The organism is Bartonella rhinolophi, assembly GCF_036576165.1.
Taxonomy (GTDB): Bacteria; Pseudomonadota; Alphaproteobacteria; order Rhizobiales; family Rhizobiaceae; genus Bartonella.
In genome coordinates this window covers 436,551-459,116 of record NZ_JBAFWY010000001.1, presented here as the reverse complement: position 1 = coordinate 459,116, position 22,566 = coordinate 436,551, and the positions used below count along the sequence as shown (strand labels likewise).

The window sequence follows — 22,566 nt, the reverse complement described above, 5'->3', positions numbered from 1 at the left end:
GAACCTGTTGTTATCTCTACAACAAGCACTCATCAAAGATTTTTCTTAGGAAGAGGCTTCCGCAATGAGACGTCTTCCTTTTTCAATGGCTTCATCGATCGAACCGACCATATAAAAAGCTGCCTCTGGTAAATCATCATAGTCACCAGCACAAAGCCCTTTAAACCCTTTAATTGTGTCTTCTAAAGGTACGAGCTTCCCTGGAGAACCAGTAAAGGCTTCAGCCACATGGAAAGGTTGCGAAAGGAAACGTTCAATTTTACGTGCCCGCCCCACCAGCAGCTTATCATCTTCAGAAAGTTCATCCATTCCAAGAATAGCAATAATATCCTGCAATGATCTGTACCGTTGCAAAATAGTTTGCACTTGATTTGCGACAGCATAATGTTCCTCACCCACGATTAATGGATCTAGCATGCGTGAGAAAGAATCGAGCGGATCAACCGCTGGATAAATGCCCTTTTCAGCAATTGAACGTGAAAGAACCGTCGTTGCATCCAAATGAGCAAAAGATGTCGCAGGTGCTGGATCGGTCAAGTCATCTGCTGGAACATAAATAGCCTGCACAGAAGTAATAGACCCTGTTTTTGTACTAGTAATACGTTCTTGTAAAGCCCCCATATCCGTTGCCAAAGTTGGCTGATACCCCACAGCAGAAGGAATACGCCCTAAAAGGGCTGAAACTTCAGCTCCCGCCTGTGTAAAACGGAAAATATTATCCACGAAGAAAAGAACATCTTGTCCTTCATCACGAAAACTTTCTGCAATAGTCAATCCTGAAAGAGCAACACGTGCACGTGCCCCCGGTGGCTCATTCATTTGCCCATAAACGAGCGCACATTTTGATCCTTCCGTTGAACCATTATTATCTTTTGGGTTCACGTTCACACGGCTTTCAATCATTTCATAATAAAGATCATTTCCTTCACGTGTACGTTCTCCAACTCCAGCAAACACTGAATACCCACCATGAGCCTTTGCAATATTATTGATGAGCTCCATAATGAGAACGGTTTTACCAACACCAGCACCCCCAAACAAACCAACTTTACCACCTTTAGAATAAGGTGCTAACAAGTCCACAACTTTAATACCCGTGACAAGAATTTCCGATGCAGTTGACTGCTCAACATATTCAGGAGCATCTTGATGAATAGAACGTGTTTTGGTCGCAGCGATTGGTCCAACATTATCAACGGGTTCTCCAATCACATTCATGATACGACCAAGCGTTGCTTCTCCAACAGGCACATTAATCTGTGTTCCTGTATCAAACACCTTTTGACCACGCATAAGACCATCCGTTGTATCCATGGCGATTGTACGCACTGTGTTCTCACCCAAATGCTGTGCAACTTCTAAGACCAACCGATTGCCCAAATTTTCTGTTTCTAATGCGTTTAAAATATTTGGTAACGCACCTTCAAATTGCACATCAACAACAGCACCAATAACCTGCGTAATTTCACCAACTGAACCTTTTGCAGACAAATCTTTAGGGGAAGGAGACGCAGAAGTTGAAGAATCTTTTGCGCCAACTTGAGATTTCGAGGCGGTTTTTTTCACGCTTGAGCGAGCAGTTGATTTCTTTTCTTCAACTTTTGATGCTCCTTTGCTTGACGTCACTGCTTTTACCATCAATCCTCACCTTTTCAATTTAAAGCGCTTCAGCGCCCGCAATAATTTCGATCAATTCTGTCGTAATCTGTGCCTGACGCTGACGATTATAAGTCACCGTCAATTTATTAATCATTTCGCCCGCATTACGCGATGCGTTGTCCATAGCACTCATCTTCGCGCCCATCTCACCAGCGACATTTTCAAGCAAAGCTCGAAAAATTTGCACTGAAAGATTACGAGGAACAAGCTCATCCAAAAGAGAAGCTGCATCAGGCTCATAATCATAAACAGTTGGCTGTAAAATTTTATTTTTATCTGTTTTTCCAGCAACATCTCCTACCCCAACAGCCTCTTTTGGAGAGATCGTTGGGATTAAGCGAAAAGCCGTCGGACGCTGATTAATCACTGAAACAAATTCAGAATAAAACAGCGTACACACATCGAACGCACCTTTATGAAACAAATCAACGATACGCTGACTAATCATTGCTGCCTCTGCAAAACCAATCCGTTTTACAGAACGCAAATCAACATGATCAATCATCAAGGCCTTATAATTACGCAGTAAAATATCTGCTCCCTTTTTTCCCACCGTTAAAATTTTAACTATTTTACCAGCAGCAAGCAGAGCTTCAATTTGCTCACGAGCATGACGTGCAATTTGCACATTAAAAGCACCACATAAACCACGCTCAGCAGTACACACCACAAAAAGATGCACATCGTCTCGACCTGTTCCTCGCATTAAGGGGGGTGCGTCAACGGCATCAACATCAGCTGCAACATTGGCTAAAATAGTAGCCATCCGCTGAGCATAAGGACGTGCAGACAAAGCCGCCTCTTGCGCACGGTGCAACCTTGCCGCTGCAACCATTTGCATGGCTTTGGTAATTTTCTGTGTTGCCTTAACCGAGGCGATACGGTCTCTAAGATCCTTTAGCGACGCCATTGCAAATATTCCATCAATTCATCACGAAAACTTTTTCGCATAAGTATTAAGGACAGTAATCAGTTTCTCCTTAATTTCATCAGTTATCTGCTTTTGATCGGCTATTGCCTTCAAAAGATCTTGATGATCATTGCGCAAGAGTGTCAAAAGACCCTGCTCAAACCGACCAACGTCAGAAACAGCCAATGCATCAAGATAACCATTCACGCCAGCAAAAATAACAACAACCTGTTCTTCTGTTTTAAGTGGAGAAAACTGCGGCTGCTTTAAAAGCTCAGTCAACCGCGCACCACGGTTCAAAAGACGCTGAGTTGACGCATCCAAATCTGAACCAAACTGCGCAAAAGCTGCCATTTCTCGATATTGTGCTAACTCACCTTTGATCGAACCTGCAACCTGCTTCATCGCCTTAATTTGTGCAGCAGAACCGACACGTGATACCGAAAGACCAACATTTACAGCAGGACGAATCCCTTGATAAAACAAATTGGTTTCAAGGAAAATTTGCCCATCGGTGATCGAAATCACATTGGTTGGGATATAAGCAGAAACATCATTTGCTTGTGTCTCAATAACTGGCAAAGCAGTCAAAGACCCCGAACCATTCTCCGCATTCAGCTTTGCAGCCCGCTCTAAAAGACGCGAATGCAAATAAAAAACATCTCCTGGATAAGCTTCACGACCTGGTGGGCGACGAAGCAAAAGAGACATTTGACGATAAGCAACAGCTTGTTTTGAAAGGTCATCATAACCAATCAAAGCATGTTGACCATTATCACGGAAATATTCCCCCATCGCACAACCCGCAAGAGGTGCAATAAACTGCATAGGCGCAGGATCAGAAGCCGTAGCCGCCACAACAATGGAATATTCAAGAGCACCACGCTCTTCTAAAACTTTAACAAATTGCGCAACCGTTGAACGTTTTTGACCAATAGCAACATAAATACAATAGACCTTGTCTTGATCTCGCCCCGCACCCTTTTCGTGGAAAGGCTTTTGGTTTAAAAACGTATCGAGCAAAATCGCTGTTTTCCCTGTTTGGCGATCACCGATCACCAATTCACGCTGCCCACGCCCAATGGGGATAAGCGCATCAATAGCTTTTAACCCTGTCGACATAGATTCATGCACAGACTGACGTGGAATAATCCCTGGAGCCTTAACGTCAACACGACGACGCTCAACTGCTTTAATAGGCCCCTTTCCATCTATAGGATTTCCAAGCGCATCAACAACACGCCCAAGGAGCTCTGGACCCACAGGAACATCCACAATAGCGCCTAACCGTTTTACTGTATCACCTTCACGGATACCACGATCTGACCCAAAAATCACAACCCCGACATTATCGATTTCCAAGTTGAGCGCCATACCGCGCACACCATTTGAAAAGGAAACCATTTCACCTGCTTGGACATTATCCAAACCATAAACGCGGGCAATACCATCACCCACAGATAAAACCGAACCAACCTCTGAAACTTCAGCCTTTTGGTCAAAGTTCCTGATTTGCTCTTTTAGAATTTTTGAAATTTCAGACGGTCTAATATCCATCAGCTGACCTCTTTTTTCAATGCAAGCTTAAGCGAAGATAATTTTGCCACAAGAGACGTATCAATCTGAGACGACCCTAAGCGAATAATGAGTCCACCAAGAATTGTGGGATCAATAGAGATACGTAGCAAAATTTTTCCCCCAACGACACCTTCCAAAGCCACACGCAACTCCTCCTCTTGACGAGGACTTAACACGCGCGCAGAAATAATTTGCGCCGTAATCTCCCTACGAGACAAAGCAACACGACGTTGAAAAGCATGTAAAATACCAGACAAAGCACAAAGCCGACGATTTACTGCAACAACGCGCAAAAAATTACGAATAATCCGACCAGCACCCTCATCAGAAAACCCGATACTTTCGCAAATAGAACACATAACTTTAACCTGCTCTTTTGCTGAAAAGAACGGGCTTTGCATAAAGCGCTTTAAGTCCTCATTTTGATCCAAAATAACCAAAAAAGATGCGACTGCCTTTTCAACACTTTCAGCAGATCCTGCTTCTTGAACAAAATCGAAAAGCGCCTGCGCATAGCGTTGATCTACCAACGGCAGTGGTATAAGAGAAAATGAATCAGACACGCAATACCGCCTCTTTCCCTTGAGCGATTCTCTGATATTTACCAGATGAAGTGGATCAGACATCCCAAATTTTAAGAATCTGCTCCTTAAAACTTAGAACAAAAAAACTTTTCGGTTTTTAGCATAGACACAACCGACTCGCAACACTCCAAATCGATGGTTTTTGAAAATTTTAAACAAAATATTTAAAATACCCTTGAAAACGATTTTTTTTTAATACACAGCAGCACCACAATTTCTTTTGTATCTCTTTTTATCTTTTCTGACACGCCTTTCAAGCCTCTTCCTTTTTGCTCCAGAAACTCACTCCAGAAATGAGTTAAAATCAGCTAAAAGTGTCTTTTTCAACTTAAAATGCTTCTCTATAAAAAGCTCCCCTTAATATAAAGGAAGCACCATTTTAGATCTATAACTCATCAATGATACTGTGTATAACTTTTACAAAATCAGAAAACCAATCTTCTTGCTCAAAATTTCCCTCTTTACAAAACATCCCTTCATAAAACATCCCCCCTTTTCAGCATTTTTAAGCAAACAAATTTCCACGTTATGTTGGGCTATTTTCAGAGAAAGCTTTGCGGATCAATATCAATTTGAACCCGCACTGAACTTGGCATTTTTGGTGCATTTGCAAAGATTGCGCGAATAAACCCCTGCATATCAAAAGAGCGTTGCCCTTGCAGTAAAAGTCGAAAACGATACCGCCCCCGCACAAGAGCCAGCTGTGCCTCTGCTGGTCCCATCAGCGAGACATTTTTTTCTCGTGGCGCGGCTTGACGTAACGCACGCGCATAATGTTCTGCTGTTTGGCGCTTTTCTGAAGACACAATCAAAGAAGCAAGACGCCCATAAGGTGGAAGATGATAGTGCTGACGCATTGAGATCTCGTGCATATAAAAATTTTCACGTTGTTGCGAAAGTAAAGCTTGTATCACTGGGTGGTCGGGTTGATAGGTCTGCACTATGCCTAAACTTTCCAGCCCCATACGCCCTGCCCTTCCTGTAACCTGTGACAAAAGCTGAAATGTGCGTTCAGCAGCACGTAAATCACCATTAGCAAGACCGAGATCAGCATCAATGACCCCAACCAACGACAGCTCAGGAAAATGGTGCCCTTTAGCGACTAACTGCGTCCCAATAATAATGTCAACATCCCCATTCGCAATTGCTTGCAGTTCGCTTCGCAATTGATGAATCCCACCTTTGAGATCTGTTGACAAAATCAACAACCGCGCCTGTGGAAAAAGCGTCCGTGTTTCTTCAGCAATTCTTTCCACACCTGGTCCACAAGCCACGAGATGATCTAAAGTTCCGCATTCAGGACATGCCTCTGGAAATGGCTGATGATAGCCACAATGATGGCATTTAAGCTGACCTTGCAAACGATGCTCAACCAACCAACTCGAACAATCTGTACAATGAAAACGATGTCCACAAATGCGACATAAAGTTAAAGGCGCATAACCACGTCGATTAAGAAAAAGAAGCGCTTGCTCACCTTTTTTTATGGTTTGCATCAAAGCACGTTCAAGAATAGAGGAAATAAAACGCCCTCTTTCCACTCCTCCTTTTCGCATATCAACCACCTGCAACTGTGGAAGTGCTGCTGCTTTAAAACGTGATGGCAAATTAACCTGCCGATAACGCCCCCACAAGACATTTGCTTGACTTTCAATCGACGGTGTCGCTGAAGATAAAATCACAGGAAAGTGTTCGAAAGAAGCCCGCGCAACTGCCATATCACGTGCATGATAAAAAATGCGCTCTTCTTGCTTATAAGCACCATCATGCTCTTCATCAACAACAATGAGTCCAAGCTCTTGAAAGGGTAAAAAAAGTGCCGAACGTGCCCCCGCAACAACCCGCACCCGCCCTTCTGCCACTTGCCGCCACACACGCTCCCGACGACGCGGTGCCAAATCTGAATGCCACTCTGCTGCTGATGCTCCAAAACGCGCACAAAAACGATCTAAAAATTGCTGTGTTAAAGCAATTTCTGGCAATAAAATTAAAACTTGCTTGCCACATTTCAGTGCTTGAGCAACCGCTTCAAAATAAACCTCCGTCTTTCCTGACCCCGTAACACCATCAAGCAAAAAAACTTGAAATTGAGAAGACAAAACACCTTCTCGCAGCAATGTTGCTGCTTCACTTTGCGCACCTTCTAACACGGGGAGACAAAAATCGGGGTCAGGCATCGCAACAAGAGCAGATGCTGGCATCATAACCTCTTCAAAAACCCCAAGTGATTTTAACCCTTCAACAACAGAGACAGAAACCCCTGCCGCATGCGCAAGACCAGAGCGTGTCCAAACCATACCATCGCGTACTAACTCCAAAACCCGTGATCGCGCTGGTGTTAAACGCTCTACATCTCTCCTACAATAGCGCAACCCTTGCATCTGCGCTTCTGGCTCTAAGGCAGCTGGAACACTTAAAACCAATCGTGCAACAAGACCAAAAGGCGTCATCGTATAGCGGCTAACAAAGCGTAAAAATGTGATCATTTCCGCTTTTAATGGTGGACAATTAAAAACATGCAGGATAGAGCGCAATTTTTCACGCGCCACAGGTGCAGCCATTTGCTCCATTTGCGCTGTTGGGTTTTCAACTTCCACCACAAGACCACAAACTTCACGCCCCATCACTGGAACACGAACAAAAGAGCCAATCTCGACCTTCATAGAAGATGGAACTTGATAGCTATAAGCATGAGCAACAGGCAGGGGTACCAAAACTGAAACAACCTTTTTCTCTTTCACGCTTGATTTCACCTTTTGTACCAATTTTTTATACGCACCCTTTTATACAAACATTATTCTTGCATTACTCTTGCATTTTATTTTTCGACATATTTCCCATTGTGAAAAATCTTTTTTGCGTAACTTTACCAATCTGCCAATCTGCCAATCTGCCAATGATAATCATTTACAATGTGTATTCGATAGCAACACTATACATTTAACACTTTTAAAAAATTTTTTTTACATTTTTCCTTCTTCTCAATGCTCCAATTCTTTCTTCATCGTCCAACTTATGTACCAATTTACCACCCAAAACCAGTACTTCCCTTGCTTTTGCAATAAACAATAGCGCATAACAAAAACAGAGCAAAACATCAGAAATGTTGCCTGAAAAAATTTTAAGAAAACCCAAGGAGATTGAGAATGAAATTTTTTGTGGATAGTGCACATATTGAAGATATCCGAGAATTACAAAGTTTGAGCCTTGTCGATGGTGTTACCACCAATCCTTCTCTCATTTTAAAGTCGGGACGCAATATTCTCGATGTCATAAAAGAAATTTGCACGCTTACTGATGGACCTGTTTCTGCTGAAGTTACAGCAACTGAATTTGAAACTATCATGAAAGAAGCAGCTGTTTTAGCAAAAATTGCCAACAATATTTGCATCAAGCTCCCTCTAACATTTGATGGATTGAAAGCATGTAAGGCTCTGACAAAACAAGGATTGAAAACAAATCTCACACTCTGTTTTTCTGCCAATCAAGCCCTATTGGCAGCCAAAGCAGGGGCAACATTTGTTTCACCTTTCATCGGCAGGATTGACGATTGTGGAGTAGATGGTAGCAAATTGCTTCATGAAATTCGCACAATTTATAATCACTACGGCTTTAAAACACAAATTTTGGCAGCCTCAATTCGCACCGTTAATCATGTCAAGCAAGCAGCACTAAGCGGCGCAGACATTGCAACTGTCCCACCCGAAATTTTAAAAGCACTCATCAAACATCCTTTAACCGAGAAAGGCTTGCAGATATTTTTAAATGACTGGAAAAAAACTGGACAAAATATCGCTTAAAGCTTTAAAAGCTTCTGTGAGAGTGACATAAAAATCCGTTCAGCCAATTCCTTAGCTGCACGCTTTTGGGCGTCTTTTTCTGCCTGCAACGTTGCATATTCTTGACGAAGCCGTTCAAAAGATACGCTCGCAAATCCAGTTCCTTCTGCAACAGGAGTATTTTTCATATCCTGCAAAGTATAGACAGCCGTGCTTACTATGGTTCCCATAGAATAGCGTCCTACGCTTTTTTTAGCTCGATCAACCTCTATCTTCATAGATTCACGCGTGGAAGCTGATGTCTTCAACATCAATCGATAGACTGGAGCAGCAGGTTTACTCCTTCCATTTCCATACAAAAGAAACAGCAAATGATTGCGCACCATTTGACCAAAATGATCTGAGGGTTCTTCAACAACAATACTGGCAAGCTTTTCGGAAAGCCCAAAAGGATTTAGCTTTGAATAAGAAAGAGAATCTATCGTCGTTGAAACCTGTGGCGTCTGACGGTAAAGTGGCTCAACTGTGCACCCACAAAGAAGTGTAAACACACAAGCGAAAACTACAAGAGTAAGATTTTTAAAGAATAACATTAAAACCTCTCCGTCATAATTACTTGTATAGGAAAAAAGCCCATTGTCATCGAAGTTGAGAGATCCCTAACAACAAAGCAACTCAAGCTGTGTGCCTACACAAAAACATGAGCCAATCAGCAAAAACCGTAAAAACAAAACTGTTTAAAAAACAACATTAACGATCCTGTGTGGAACAATAATCATTTTTTTCACTGGTTTTTCAACCAGATGCGCCTGTACAAAATCAAGAGCCAACACTGCTTCTTCAATCATCGCTTCATTTGCTGTTGCCCCAACAGTTACCTCACCACGCTTTTTCCCATTAATTTGTACTGGCAAAGTGTAGCATTCATCAACAATTAATGCGGGATCATAAATAGGCCAAGGAAGCTGAGAAACCAGAGTTTTTCCCCCTAAAGCAATATGACATTCTTCCGCTAAATGAGGAATCATAGGTGCAATCATAGCAAGAAAAAAATCCATTGCTTGACGTAACGATGCCTTCATTTCATCATCAAGAGCTTCCACCTTATTTAACAATGGTGCCATCACGTTCAAGAATTCATAAAGACGTGCAATTGCCCGATTAAATGCAAATTTTTCCAAATCATCTTCCACAGCACAAAGTGTACGATGCGCTGCCTTTGAGAGTTCTAAAGCTGCACCCTGATGCCCTGTACACGGGATCACTTCCTTTAAAACTGGAGCACCCAAAGCCACGCAGCGCCAGACACGCTGTATAAAGCGATGTGCTCCTTCAACACCAGCTTCTGTCCAGATGACATCCCGATCCGGAGGAGAATCCGACAATACAAACCAGCGCACGGTATCTGCTCCATAGGATGCGATAATATCGTCAGGATCAACGACATTCTTTTTTGATTTTGACATTTTTTCAATCAAACCAATTGTCACTTCACTTTGATCGGTCAATTTGTACGCCTGACGTTTTCCATCCTTTTCAACAATTGAAATTTCCTCTGGTGAAACCCACCCTTTATCATCCCGATAGGTCTCATGAACGACCATCCCTTGGGTAAAAAGCCCTTTAAAAGGCTCATCCACACTTACATAACCAACCACTTTCATGGCACGCATGAAAAAGCGTGCATAAAGAAGATGTAAAATCGCATGTTCGATTCCACCAATATATTGTTGCACAGGTAACCATTTTGTTGCTGCATTCTTGTCTACAGGCTCTTGTGCAAAAGGTGCAGTGAAACGCGCATAATACCAAGAAGAGTCAACAAATGTATCCATTGTATCGGTTTCACGTTTAGCAGACTGACCACAAGAAGGGCAAACAACTGTTTGCCATGTTTCATGACGTGTGAGAGGATTGCCAAGCTGATCAAAAGTCACATCATCGGGTAATATAACGGGTAAATCGGCACGTGGCACAGGCACCACCCCACACGCTGTACAATGGATCATAGGGATCGGACATCCCCAATAACGCTGACGAGAAATCCCCCAATCACGCAATCGAAATTGCACGGTTTTTTCCCCCTGAGGTTGCCCATTGAGCACTTGCTCTTCAAGTCGTTTCGCTGCCACTTCAAAAGCTTGTTGTGGCGTCAAACCATTCAAAAATCCTGAATTGATCATCACACCATTACCAGTATAAGCGGTTTGAGCAATCACGAAATCCTGAGCATCAACCCCTTCTGGCAAAACCACTGGGCGCACGGGGAGATCATATTTACGTGCAAAATCCAAATCTCTCTGATCGTGAGCAGGACAACCAAAAACAGCTCCGGTTCCATAACCCATGAGCACAAAATTGGCAATATAAACGGGAATATGCACTGTTGGATCAAAAGGATGAACAGCTAAAAACTCTGTGCGAAATCCTTGTTTTTCAGCTGTTTCAAGTGCCGCAGTTGTTGTTCCACCACACCGACAATTTTCAATAAAAGCGCTCAACGCTTCATCTTTTTTTGCCAAGGCTTGCGCAATGGGATGATCAACAGACAACGCCAAAAAAGAGGCTCCAAACAGTGTATCGGGTCGTGTTGAATAACAGACAACTTCGTTAAATGGCGCACAAGCATCATCGGCAATATTGGTCGTATTCAAAGCCCAACGAATTAATAAACCTTGTGACTTACCAATCCAATTTTTTTGCATAATGCGGACTTTTTCTGGCCACTGCTCAAGCTCTTCAAGCCCTGCCAATAAATCTTCACTAAAATCACTAATTTTGAAAAACCACTGCGTCAATTCACGTTGTTCAACCAACGCACCAGAACGCCATCCACGTCCATCAACAACTTGCTCATTTGCCAAAACAGTCTGGTCAACGGGATCCCAATTCACCTTTGCCACTTTGCGTGTAACCAATCCCTTCTGATACAAATCAAGGAAAAGCATTTGTTGGCAATGATAATAATCCACATCACAAGTCGCAAATTCACGTGACCAATCTAAAGATAACCCCAATTGTTTTAATTGCCCCCGCATCACTGCGATATTTTGGTAGGTCCAAGTTTTGGGATGCACTTTATTTTGCATAGCGGCATTTTCAGCTGGCATCCCGAAAGCGTCCCACCCCATGGGATGAAGCACATTAAACCCCTTTGCACGTTTATAGCGTGCAACAACATCTCCCATAGCATAATTGCGCACATGCCCCATATGAATGCGACCAGAGGGGTAGGGAAACATCTCTAAAACATAATATTTTTCACGCTGATCTTCCTGAGCAGTTTGAAAAATTTTCTTTTCATCCCAAATTGCTTGCCATTTTTGTTCTTGGGCACGTGGATTATAGCGTTCGATTGTCATTCCCATTATACTCTTTGTAAAATTGAACCAAAAAACTTCACTTTATGCTTCACCATGGATTAAGCCCATCGTCAACATTTTCAACAAATATTTCACTAAGTATTTTACAAAACTCTTATAAACAATTACCCAATGCTGAAATTAAAGACAGAAAGTACGAAAATATGAGCACACTGCACACCACCTCTCCTGTCCCTTCCATTGAAGCATGGAAAAGTTTGCAAAAAGACATTGCCGAAATATGTCAAGACATACAGCGCCCTTTGGAAGATGTTCAACTGATCGCTGTTTCAAAAACTGTCTCTGCAGATGACATTATCCCCCTTTTGCACGCAGGTCAGTCTCTTTTTGCAGAAAATCGTGTGCAAGAAGCTGCTGAAAAATGGCATCGCTTGCGTCAACAATTTGATTCCATTGAACTCCATCTCATCGGTCCCTTACAATCCAATAAAACAGCACAAGCTGTTAAACTTTTTGATGTTATCCAAACTGTCGACCGCGAAAAAATTGCCAAATGTTTAGCCGAAGAAATGCAAAAACAAAAAAGACGCCTCCCTTGTTATGTTCAAGTCAATATCGGAGAAGAGCCGCAAAAAAGTGGTGTTGCACCACAAGACGTCATTCCCTTTGTTGCCCAGTGCAAAAATCATTACGGGCTTGATATTATCGGCCTTATGGCAATTCCACCAGCACAAGAGAACTCTGGACCTTATTTTGCTCTTCTAGCAAAACTTGCAAAAAAAGCTGGTCTTGCGAAACTTTCTATGGGAATGTCCAATGACTTTAAAACTGCCCTTCAGTTTGGCTCTAACGTTCTTCGTATTGGCTCAGCTTTATTTGGAAAACGCCCTATTTGACTCTATTTTTACTGAAACCAATACCATTATTATACTTGAAAATATTTTCCAATAGGCGATGTTACAACTGTTTTTGCACTTAAACAGTTTAACCCATAGATTTAATTTACCCCACAATTGCCTCTTGTCAATCCACCCTTTAGCTTGCAATTATACAATTGACTCCAATGACACCCAATAACAATAAAGTAGTAAACACAAACAAGCAGTATAAATACAAAATTCCTAAACGCCATTTATCATAAAGCACATAGCATATAAGAAAAAAAGTGATCCTACTGTTATCATAAAAAGGATGCGCACACGAGGTTTAAACAACTCATTCTCGATACATCATCATACGTCGATAAATCAACGAACATGGTATAAAAAATCACGAACTAACAATAGAAAGAAAAAACTTTGAAACTTAATTTATCGTAAAGCTTATGGTATATAAGAAAAAAATAAAATAATCCTACTGTTATAATAAAGGGTGCAAACATCACATCACGTGGTGACCTGCTGAAGATCTCATATACACGAAACGACAGTGCTATTTCCATCATACAGGCCAACGGTACAAAAAACAAATTCGTTTGATTCCATATGCCGCAACGCTTATATTGCGCCCCCCAAAATAGAGTATCTTAGCTAATACGGTAAAAACTACACAGCAGAATACAAAATTTACAACGTTTTACATATCGGATAACAGATAGGGCATAGCAAAAATGATACCCCACGCTATCATAATGATCTCTTGCGCTCCCTCAAGAATAACTGGCACATTCCTGAAGAGCAACATACCAATAATTATCCCTAAAAAAGGAGTAACACGACATTCTTACCTTATAAAATTTTTAAATTATGAATCTAAAAACGAATAACACCTACGGTAAAGGAATATGCCACCCAAAATATTTTAACAATTGACACTCAACGTACACCCCATTCCCAACAAGTACCAAATCAAGAATTGGATCGCCTCCATCAGCCAATATCCATAAACTATTCCACCAATTATACCTTAAAAAAAGCATACATAGAAAACAATCAAAAACACCTCAAAAAATGACATACAATCCCCATCCTACAATTAAAATTTTTAGATTATGAATCTGAAAGCAAATAACATATGTGGCAAAGATAGATGAATAGAACAACAAATAAAATACTAAATGAATTTATATTCACTTATTTTTTTAAGAGAGGATTTTTTCTTATTTTTATTAACTTTCTGTTTTATAAAAATAAAATTATAATAATATGCTCATATTATACAAATTACACAAACAATCTCATCCTTTGATTATTGCATAATGTATATAATAATATTTAGTTCTGATTTATAATGACGAGATGGGCTCAAATTTTGTCTTCTGAGCAGTGTAAACGCTCAAAAACAGCATGAAAATGCCCCTTTGGATAGTAATCTGCACAAGATTTTGAAAATTGCCGTGCAAACTTCTCTAATTTAATTTAATTTAAGGAATGAAGCTTTGCATTGAAGGAAAAACTGAGAGGAGAGTTTTATCCAAACGCAAAAATACAGTGGCTGACTTTTCCAAACAAAAAATTATTTAGATTATTTAAGGGAGGGAAATTATGTCTGAAAAAATCTATCCAATACCAGCAAACATCAAAAAAAATGCCTTGATCGATGAAGATACCTATCAACAATGGTATCAGGAAAGCATCAACGATCCAGAAACTTTTTGGGCAAAACATGGGCAGCGTATTGAGTGGTTTAAGCCTTATACAAAAGCAAAAAACACTTCATTTAACGGCGATGTATCGATTAAATGGTATGAAAATGGAATAACCAATGTTGCGTATAATTGTATTGATCGCCATTTAAAAAACCATGGTGACAACATCGCGTTGATTTGGGAAGGAGATAACCCTTATCACGATAAAAAAATAACTTATAACGCACTTTATGAACATGTTTGTCGTTTTGCTAATATCTTAAAAAATCACGGTGTAAAAAAAGGTGACAGAGTCACCATTTACCTACCGATGATTCCTGAGGCAGCTTACGCCATGTTAGCCTGCGCCCGCATTGGTGCTATTCATTCGGTTATTTTTGCTGGTTTTTCTCCTGAAGCAATAGCAGGACGTATTGTCGATTGTGAATCGACTTTCATTATTACTGCCGATCAGGGTTTGCGTGGAGGAAAATTAATTAAGTTAAAAGACAATATTGATCAAGCCATTCATATCGCAGCACATCATCATGTTCACGTAGATAAAGTTATGGTCATAAGACGCACCAGCGGAACAATTGATTGGGTTGAAGGACGTGATTTTTGGTACCATGAAGAAGTCTCTCATGCCAAAACCGATTGTCCGCCAGAAAAAATGAATGCTGAAGATCCATTTTTTATCCTTTATACCTCAGGCTCAACGGGCAAGCCAAAAGGTGTTTTGCATACCACGGCAGGCTATCTTGTTTATGCATCGATGACCCATCAATATGTTTTTGATTATCACCCTCATGAAATTTACTGGTGTACTGCCGATATTGGCTGGATCACTGGTCATTCTTACTTGATTTATGGACCTTTATGCAATGGAGCCACAACTTTAATGTTTGAAGGTTCACCCACCTTTCCCAACCAGAGCAGATTCTGGGAAATTGTCGACAAGCACAAAGTCAATACGCTCTACACCGCACCAACTGCTATTCGCACATTGATGGGTGCGGGCAATTCATTTGTCGAACGCTGTGCAAGAACATCCTTACGCCTCTTAGGCACCGTAGGTGAACCTATTAATCCAGAAGCATGGAAATGGTTTTACCACACAGTTGGAGAAAGCCGCTGTCCCATTATTGACACATGGTGGCAAACAGAAACAGGAGGGCATATGATTACTCCTTTGCCTGGTGCAACACAACTCAAAGCAGGCTCAGCAACACGCCCGTTCTTTGGTATTCAACCACAAATCATTGATGCACAAGGGAATGTTTTGGACGGTGAAGCTGAAGGTAGCCTGTGTATTATTGATTCATGGCCAGGACAAATGCGCACCCTCTATAATGATCATAAACGCTTTATCCAAACCTATTTTTCTCTATATAAAGGCAAATATTTTACAGGCGATGGTTGTAAACGAGATAATGATGGCTATTATTGGATTACAGGACGGATTGATGATATTCTTAATGTCTCTGGACACAGAATAGGAACAGCTGAAATTGAATCAGCACTGGTTTCTCATCCCGCTGTTTCAGAAGCAGCTGTTGTTGGTTATCCTCACCCCATTAAAGGACAAGGTATCTATAGTTTTGTCACACTAATGGAAGGGACACCCATAAGTGAAGAGTTACATAAGAGCCTGATTGAGCATGTTAGAAAGGAAATAGGATCCATTGCCATATTGGATAAAGTCCAGTTTACCCCTCAGCTACCCAAAACGCGATCGGGAAAAATTATGAGACGTATTTTGCGAAAAATTGCTGAAAATAATTTTGACAACTTAGGAGATATTTCAACTCTTGCCGAACCACAAGTCATTGATGATCTTATTGCCAATCGTCAAAATGAAAAAAACACTGCTTGACGAAAAATATCCATGGGAACTTCAGCACTCTTGTTAAAGTCATTTTAATATTCCAGCTAGAGTTATCGATGTAGTCAGTGAAGGAAAACGTAAACAATTAGGTGATACTCTTACAACCTCTAAAATAGACAATGTCCTTGAATACAAACAGAGAATGGTTAAGTGTAAAGACTAACAAACCTAAAAAATAGTGATAACAAAATGCCTTACAATGACGCAAAAGAGAAGCAGAAGTGGTAACGAACAGTGATTCATTTTGAAAATGTCGGTCTACGCTACGGGATGGGCCCTGAAATTTTACGTGATATTAGCTTTCATATCCCTTCTGGATCATTTCAGTTTTTAACTGGTGCTTCTGGAGCGGGAAAAACGTCATTGATGCGCTTAATGTTTTTGACGCTCAAACCAACGCGCGGCCATATTGATTTATTTGGAATTGATACAGCATTGCTCAGACGACAAGAGCTTCCTGCCCTGCGACAACGTATTGGAGTTGTTTTTCAAGATTTTCGTTTACTTGACCATATGACCACTTATGAAAATGTTTCTTTACCCTTACGTATTAAAGGACAAGAAGAAGCAACCTATCGCAATGAAGTAGAAGATCTTTTACGCTGGGTGGGTCTTGGCAATCATATCCATGTTTTACCACCAGTTCTTTCTGGTGGAGAAAAACAAAGAGCAGCAATCGCGCGAGCACTCATTGACCAACCTGAAATCCTTCTTGCTGATGAACCAACAGGAAATGTTGATCCGCCTTTGGCAAAACGCTTGCTACGTTTGTTTATTGAATTAAACCGTTTTGGAACAGCTGTCGTCATTGCCACCCATGATGTCGCGCTCATGGAACAAGTTGCAGCACGGCGTATGATTCTCCATAACGGACGGATGTCAATTCATGAATAAATCTTTCCCAATTTTTACAAGAGATAAAAAAAACACCACTGCTATCATTCCCAGCAGCAATATTTCTGGGCAAGCATTGGTTGCAGTCATTGCTATTATGACATTTCTCTCAAGCTTAACATTGATTGGTGTTGATTTAATACAGCGCGCTGCCAACAGTTGGAGCAATCAAATTAGTTATGAAGCAACAATTCAAATACGTCCCATTGACAATGTTGATATCGAAAAAGCTCTCCATGATGCAGTTAAATTGGTTAAAACATTTCATGGTGTACAAGACGCAAAAATTGTTGACAAAAAATCCACTGAAAAACTGCTCGAACCATGGCTTGGAACAGGTTTAAATTTAAGTGAGCTGCCACTTCCCCGACTCATCATCGTCACACTAAAAGAGGATGAAAAAATCAATTTTCCTGCAATCAAGCAAGCAATCAAAACACAAATTCCAGGAGGACAGTTTGATAACCACCGTGTTTGGGTAAACCGTTTTGCGACAATGGCACAAACAACAGTTTTGATTGGTTTTGCAATTTTAATGCTGGTTCTAAGCGCACTAATACTCACGATTATCTTTGCCACACGCAACGCATTGGCAGAAAATGCACATATTATCAATGTACTATACTTCCTCGGCACGAAAACCATTTTCATTGCGCGACAATTTGACTGGCACTTTTTTAAAACTGCACTACGGGGTGCATTATATGGTGGCGCGATAAGCATATTGCTGTTTAGCGCTTTTTCCTTTTGGACAAACTATAACTTAGATAAAGTTGAAGCCAGCCAAGTCACTGCTTTATTTGGACATGTTTCCCTAAGTTCCGTTCCTTATGTAAAGATCATTGTGCTTATTCTTTTTGTTGCCTGCCTCACCATGCTTACTAGCCGCATAACCATTTTGACACAACTTAAAAAAATCGATCAATGCGAAAACGGCTTATTTTAATTTTTATGACCTATAACTTACATGATCTCAAACCATCAAAAATATGACAAGCCAGAGCATCCCTCTAAAAAACATTCTCTATGCAGCCTATGGCGCTTTCAATGCTTGCTTCGCTCTTTTCCCCCAACAACACTTGTTCTTTTTATAATAATTCTATTCTTTTGTGTTAGTTTTATTATTTTTTCTGAAAAAATTGGACAACTTAAGCCACCAAATCCTTTACCCAAAGCAGATGCAATTATCGTTCTCACAGGAGGAGAAAACCGAATAGAGACAGGGCTCAATCTCTTGCAGCAAGGGCTTGGTTCTCGACTCTTAATTAGCGGAGTAAATACGACAACCAATCTCAATCGGTTTATACGCATGACACATATTAACCCACAGCTTTTCGCCTGTTGCGTTGACATTGGACACAAAGCAATTAATACAAAAGGAAATGCCGAAGAAAGCGCTGCTTGGATCAAAAAGTACCATTATCAAACAGTGTACATTGTCACCCACGATTATCATATGTGGCGTTCTTTACGTGAGATCAAATATTTAATACCTAACGTAAATTTTATTGCCTATCCTGTAAAAAAGAATGACATTGAAAACACAATGCAACAGATTAATCAAATCCGCATTCTTGCCTTCGAATATATCAAAACTATTGACGTATATATCAGAACCATATTCTAACCGTTATGCATTGGTTTTTGGTAAGCTTTCCCCAAAAGCTCTTCAATTTGCCAATCGCAACCATCCATCATTGCAATCGACAGACAGGCTTATCTGACGCGACAAGCATCACTGACATCTTACTTTCTGAAATACCAATCTATTTTGATATGAGTCATCCTCTTTGAGATCAGATTTTCATATAAAAATTGAAAATTACTATTCAAAATAACAGTTCTTTTCCCTGCACAAATTTCAATAACACGATTTCTCTATCACAACGAAAAACATTCCCCTTCTCTGCCATGCTCATTTAGCTCCTTTGCCAGCAAAATCCCATAGAGGCAGCTTCTTTGCATATGCTCAAATTTTGAAGCATCTGATCCCAATTTTGTTGCCTCATCCGTTAAAAAAGCAACATCGCTGACACGATACAAAAGACCAATCAAAGCAGCATTTTTTTTAGCGTTTTCTTCTTTAAGTCAATAAATATTCAATTTATAGACATAATATCCAAGACGCATGTATCATAACCATCAGCACCCTTTGCAGTTGGTGATACTCAATCACGTGAGAGAGCAACAACAGGGTCAAGCCGTGAAGCTTGCCGCGCTGGTGAAAATCCGAAACACACCCCAATAAAAGTCGAAAATACAAGTGATATGATGATTGAATCAATCGTATAAATGAAGGGAATAGGTGCATCAAACAGCACAAACAAACTACCGATAAAAAAGCCCAGCAGAATTCCTAAACCACCACCAATGACACAAACCAAAATTGCTTCAATTAAAAATTGCTGTAAAATATCACTCTGACGTGCACCAACTGCCATCCGCACTCCGATTTCATTGATCCGTTCAGAAACCGTAACCAACATAATATTCATCACGCCAATACCACCCACAATCAGTGAAATAGCTGCAATTGAAGACACTAAAAGCGTTAAAACACGCATACTCTCTATGATACGATCACGGAATAACTCAGAATTTCTAATAAAAAAGTCTTGTTCACCATGCCGCGCAATTAAAACACGCCGCACCATATCCTCAGCTAAATGTGAATCGACATTGTCAGCAATCTTCAAGGTAATTGCACGCACATCTGTCGTTCCGAGAAAACGCGTTTGCACTGTTGTATAGGGCAAATATATCTCCAACGTATTTGATATGCCTCCGCTATTTTTCGAAGCAACAACACCAACAATACGCGCTGGAACTTTTCCCACATGCACTACTTTCCCAATAGGGCTTTCACGACTATGGGGAAAAAGAACAGAAAGCGCTTCTTTTTCTACCACTAAATCAACCGTTCTATCACGTACACTTTTCCAATTAAACAACTGTCCTTCAATAGCTTTTAGTCCTTGTGTTTTAAAAAATTGTTCTCCCACCCCCATAATGACAGCATTGGCTTCAATTGCACCAAAACGCACTGTCGAGCTTGCCGAAATCTGAGGCGTTACTCCAGCAACATAGGACAACCCAGAAAGAGCCTCCGCATCAGCTTCAACCAAGCTGGTTATTTTGTCTGCTTGTGGGTCAGAGAAGTTTTTTCCAGGAAAAATTGTCAATGTGTTAGAACCCAAACTTTCAAAATTTTCTAGAACTTTTTCTCGTGTTCCATTTCCCAAAGCCACCATGGCAATAATCGCACCAATACCGATAATCACCCCAAGCATTGTTAAAAAAGTGCGCATCCGATGCGCATTCATTGCCAACAAAGCCATGACAAATGCCTCACGAAAACGCTCAATAAAAGAGCGAAAAAAACCGAGTGACTTTTGATCTTTTAGATTTTGTTTTTCATAAAGAGGTTGATCACCGATCCTTTTTTTTGCAGTCATTGAAACATTATCAGCAATAATTTCTCCATCACTAATTTCGATAATACGCTGTGCTCTTTTCGCTATCTGCATATCATGGGTTACAATAATAATGGTGCGCCCTTCTTGATGCAGCTCATCCAGAATATGCAATACTTCTTGACCGCTCTGTTTATCTAGCGCGCCAGTCGGCTCATCTGCTAAAATGACCTCAGCATTATTCATGAGCGCACGCGCAATAGAAACACGTTGTTGCTGACCACCTGAAAGCTGATTTGGACGGTGACTCATTCGATCACCCATACCTAAACGTATTAAAAGATCCTGCGCACGTTTTTTTCTTGTGCCCACTGCGCACCCTGCGTAAATAGCTGGAATCTCAACATTGCCAAGAGCTGTTAATTCATTCAACAAATGATAACGCTGAAAAATAAATCCAAAATGATTGCGCCGCAAAGCTGACAATTCATCGGCAGTAAGGGTTGCTGTTTCTTTCCCTGAAATCCAATAGCGACCAGAATTTGGTCGATCAAGGCAGCCTAAAATATTCATCAATGTGGATTTTCCTGAACCAGAAGCACCCACAATTGCTACCATTTCACCACGCTTAATTGTGAGATTAATGTTTTTTAAAACAGTGACCACTGTTTCGCCTGCAGAAAATTTGCGTTCAATATTTTCCAAAACGAGAACAGCGTCTTTTTGCTTTGTTTTCATGCTTTAGATCTCATCTTCGCTATAAACATCAGAATGATCTGGCATCACCTTATCGCGTGAGCTTGTAATAACCACGTCGCCCTCATTAAGCCCTGAAACAATCTCTGCCATAACCTTGTTATTGAGCCCAACGGTTACTTGTTTTGCAATCACCTTGTTTTGTTCTCCCAAAAGCGAGACCCAAGCTTTACGTTCGTTTGTTTCATCACGTAAAGCACCACTTGGAATTAACAAGACACCTTTAGCACGACCTAGTACAATATGAACTTGAGCAGTCATATAAGTACGTAAAAAATTGTCCTTATTATCCACATGCACAATCCCATTATAATAGACCGCTGATGATGCTAAAGAGCTAGAATTTCCTATCATACCAGGATTAATGCTCACATCAGCACGAATAGATTCAGGTGCAGGCTCTACCCTTTCTAAGGTTCCTTCATAACGGCGCTGTGAATTGCCCAAAACTGTAAAATAAAGAGGTTGTCCTACACGCGTTTTAAGAATATCAGCTTCTGAAATTTGCGCTTTAACAATCATCTTTGACAAATCGCCTAAAATAACAATTGTTGGCGCTGACTGAACCGCATTCACATTCTGCCCTTCTTCAACAACTGTTGCTAAAACTGTTCCTGCTGAAGGGGCAGTCACTCGCGTATAACCAAGGTTAACCTCTGCACTTTGCACATCAATTTTCGCCTGTACAACCTGCTCGCGAAGCTGAACAACTTGCGCTTCACGTATTTTCACTTGTGTTGTAGCATCATCAAGAGTTGCCCATGAAATTGCGCGCGATTCGATCATTTTTTTCTGACGTTCTAAATTTTTCTGCGCAAGAATAAGATAAGCTTCATGCTCTAAAAGACGCGCCTGATAATGTGACAACGCTGCTTTTTTTCTTTTCAGATCATTTTCTTGATCTGTAGGATCAATTTCTGCCAAAAGATCCCCTTCTTCCACAACACTCCCAGGGGCAACACGCATTGACACAACCCGCCCTGTTGCGCGTGCACCAACAGCAACCAGCCGATAAGGACGAACAATACCAGAAGCTAAAACAGTCTCTTCAATATCACCACGCTTTACCACTGCTGTTGCGTAAATTTGTGTAGACGTTCCAAAAAAAACTGCACGCAAATACAATAAAAAAACGACAAGAAATATACCGAGTAAAAATAGAAAACGCTTTTTACGTTTCATAATAAAGTTTTTTATTAAATCTTTTTTCATTGTC

Annotated in this window: 15 protein-coding genes; 6 read left to right on the top strand and 9 right to left on the bottom strand. The window is 40.8% G+C overall.

Annotated elements, in window-relative coordinates:
- Positions 1–45: 45 nt before the first annotated feature.
- From atpD to V5N67_RS01805, 5 genes are all read right to left on the bottom strand, one after another.
- The gene (gene atpD, locus V5N67_RS01825) at positions 46–1,638 is read right to left on the bottom strand and encodes a F0F1 ATP synthase subunit beta (protein WP_332060130.1); all 1,593 of its coding nucleotides are present in this window, start codon (positions 1,636–1,638) and stop codon (positions 46–48) included.
- A gap of 19 nt (positions 1,639–1,657) precedes the next feature.
- Positions 1,658–2,569, bottom strand: coding sequence for a F0F1 ATP synthase subunit gamma (locus V5N67_RS01820; protein ID WP_332060129.1), 912 nt, complete (start codon positions 2,567–2,569; stop codon positions 1,658–1,660).
- A gap of 21 nt (positions 2,570–2,590) precedes the next feature.
- Positions 2,591–4,126: a F0F1 ATP synthase subunit alpha gene (atpA, locus tag V5N67_RS01815; protein ID WP_332060127.1), complete on the bottom strand. Its 1,536-nt coding sequence runs from the start codon at positions 4,124–4,126 to the stop codon at positions 2,591–2,593.
- Entirely contained in the window at positions 4,126–4,710 is a 585-nt protein-coding gene (gene atpH / locus V5N67_RS01810) for an ATP synthase F1 subunit delta (protein ID WP_332060125.1), read from the bottom strand. Before atpH ends, atpA begins: the two co-directional genes overlap by 1 nt.
- A gap of 563 nt (positions 4,711–5,273) precedes the next feature.
- Positions 5,274–7,484 carry a primosomal protein N' gene (locus V5N67_RS01805; protein WP_332060123.1) on the bottom strand — a complete coding sequence of 737 codons (2,211 nt, stop codon included), beginning with the start codon at positions 7,482–7,484 and terminating at the stop codon, positions 5,274–5,276.
- 393 nt (positions 7,485–7,877) lie between these two features.
- On the opposite strand from V5N67_RS01805, the gene fsa reads away from it, so the two are divergent.
- Positions 7,878–8,531, top strand: coding sequence for a fructose-6-phosphate aldolase (gene fsa, locus V5N67_RS01800; RefSeq protein WP_332060121.1), 654 nt, complete (start codon positions 7,878–7,880; stop codon positions 8,529–8,531).
- Here fsa and lptE read toward each other — a convergent pair.
- Positions 8,528–9,103, bottom strand: a complete 576-nt coding sequence (lptE, locus tag V5N67_RS01795; RefSeq protein WP_332060119.1) for an LPS assembly lipoprotein LptE — start codon at positions 9,101–9,103, stop codon at positions 8,528–8,530. The genes fsa and lptE overlap by 4 nt on opposite strands.
- Positions 9,104–9,247: 144 nt before the next feature.
- The gene (gene leuS, locus V5N67_RS01790; RefSeq protein ID WP_332060302.1) at positions 9,248–11,872 is read right to left on the bottom strand and encodes a leucine--tRNA ligase; all 2,625 of its coding nucleotides are present in this window, start codon (positions 11,870–11,872) and stop codon (positions 9,248–9,250) included.
- Between the two features lie 164 nt (positions 11,873–12,036).
- Between leuS and V5N67_RS01785 the strand changes: the two genes are divergently transcribed.
- From V5N67_RS01785 to V5N67_RS01765, 5 genes are all read left to right on the top strand, one after another.
- Positions 12,037–12,729 (top strand): YggS family pyridoxal phosphate-dependent enzyme, encoded by a 693-nt coding sequence (locus V5N67_RS01785; protein ID WP_332060118.1) that lies wholly within the window; start codon positions 12,037–12,039, stop codon positions 12,727–12,729.
- Between the two features lie 1,587 nt (positions 12,730–14,316).
- Complete coding sequence (acs, locus tag V5N67_RS01780) at positions 14,317–16,275, top strand: acetate--CoA ligase (RefSeq protein ID WP_332060116.1); 1,959 nt, start codon at positions 14,317–14,319, stop codon at positions 16,273–16,275.
- 246 nt (positions 16,276–16,521) lie between these two features.
- Positions 16,522–17,181 (top strand): cell division ATP-binding protein FtsE, encoded by a 660-nt coding sequence (gene ftsE / locus V5N67_RS01775; protein ID WP_332060115.1) that lies wholly within the window; start codon positions 16,522–16,524, stop codon positions 17,179–17,181.
- The gene (locus V5N67_RS01770; RefSeq protein ID WP_332060113.1) at positions 17,174–18,127 is read left to right on the top strand and encodes a cell division protein FtsX; all 954 of its coding nucleotides are present in this window, start codon (positions 17,174–17,176) and stop codon (positions 18,125–18,127) included. Before ftsE ends, V5N67_RS01770 begins: the two co-directional genes overlap by 8 nt.
- Before the next feature lie 21 nt (positions 18,128–18,148).
- Complete coding sequence (locus tag V5N67_RS01765) at positions 18,149–18,808, top strand: YdcF family protein (RefSeq protein ID WP_332060112.1); 660 nt, start codon at positions 18,149–18,151, stop codon at positions 18,806–18,808.
- A 541-nt stretch (positions 18,809–19,349) separates the two neighbouring features.
- Here V5N67_RS01765 and V5N67_RS01760 read toward each other — a convergent pair.
- Positions 19,350–21,332 carry a MacB family efflux pump subunit gene (locus V5N67_RS01760; RefSeq protein ID WP_332060111.1) on the bottom strand — a complete coding sequence of 661 codons (1,983 nt, stop codon included), beginning with the start codon at positions 21,330–21,332 and terminating at the stop codon, positions 19,350–19,352.
- 3 nt (positions 21,333–21,335) lie between these two features.
- Positions 21,336–22,562, bottom strand: coding sequence for an efflux RND transporter periplasmic adaptor subunit (locus tag V5N67_RS01755; protein ID WP_332060109.1), 1,227 nt, complete (start codon positions 22,560–22,562; stop codon positions 21,336–21,338).
- Between the last annotated feature and the right edge of the window lie 4 nt (positions 22,563–22,566).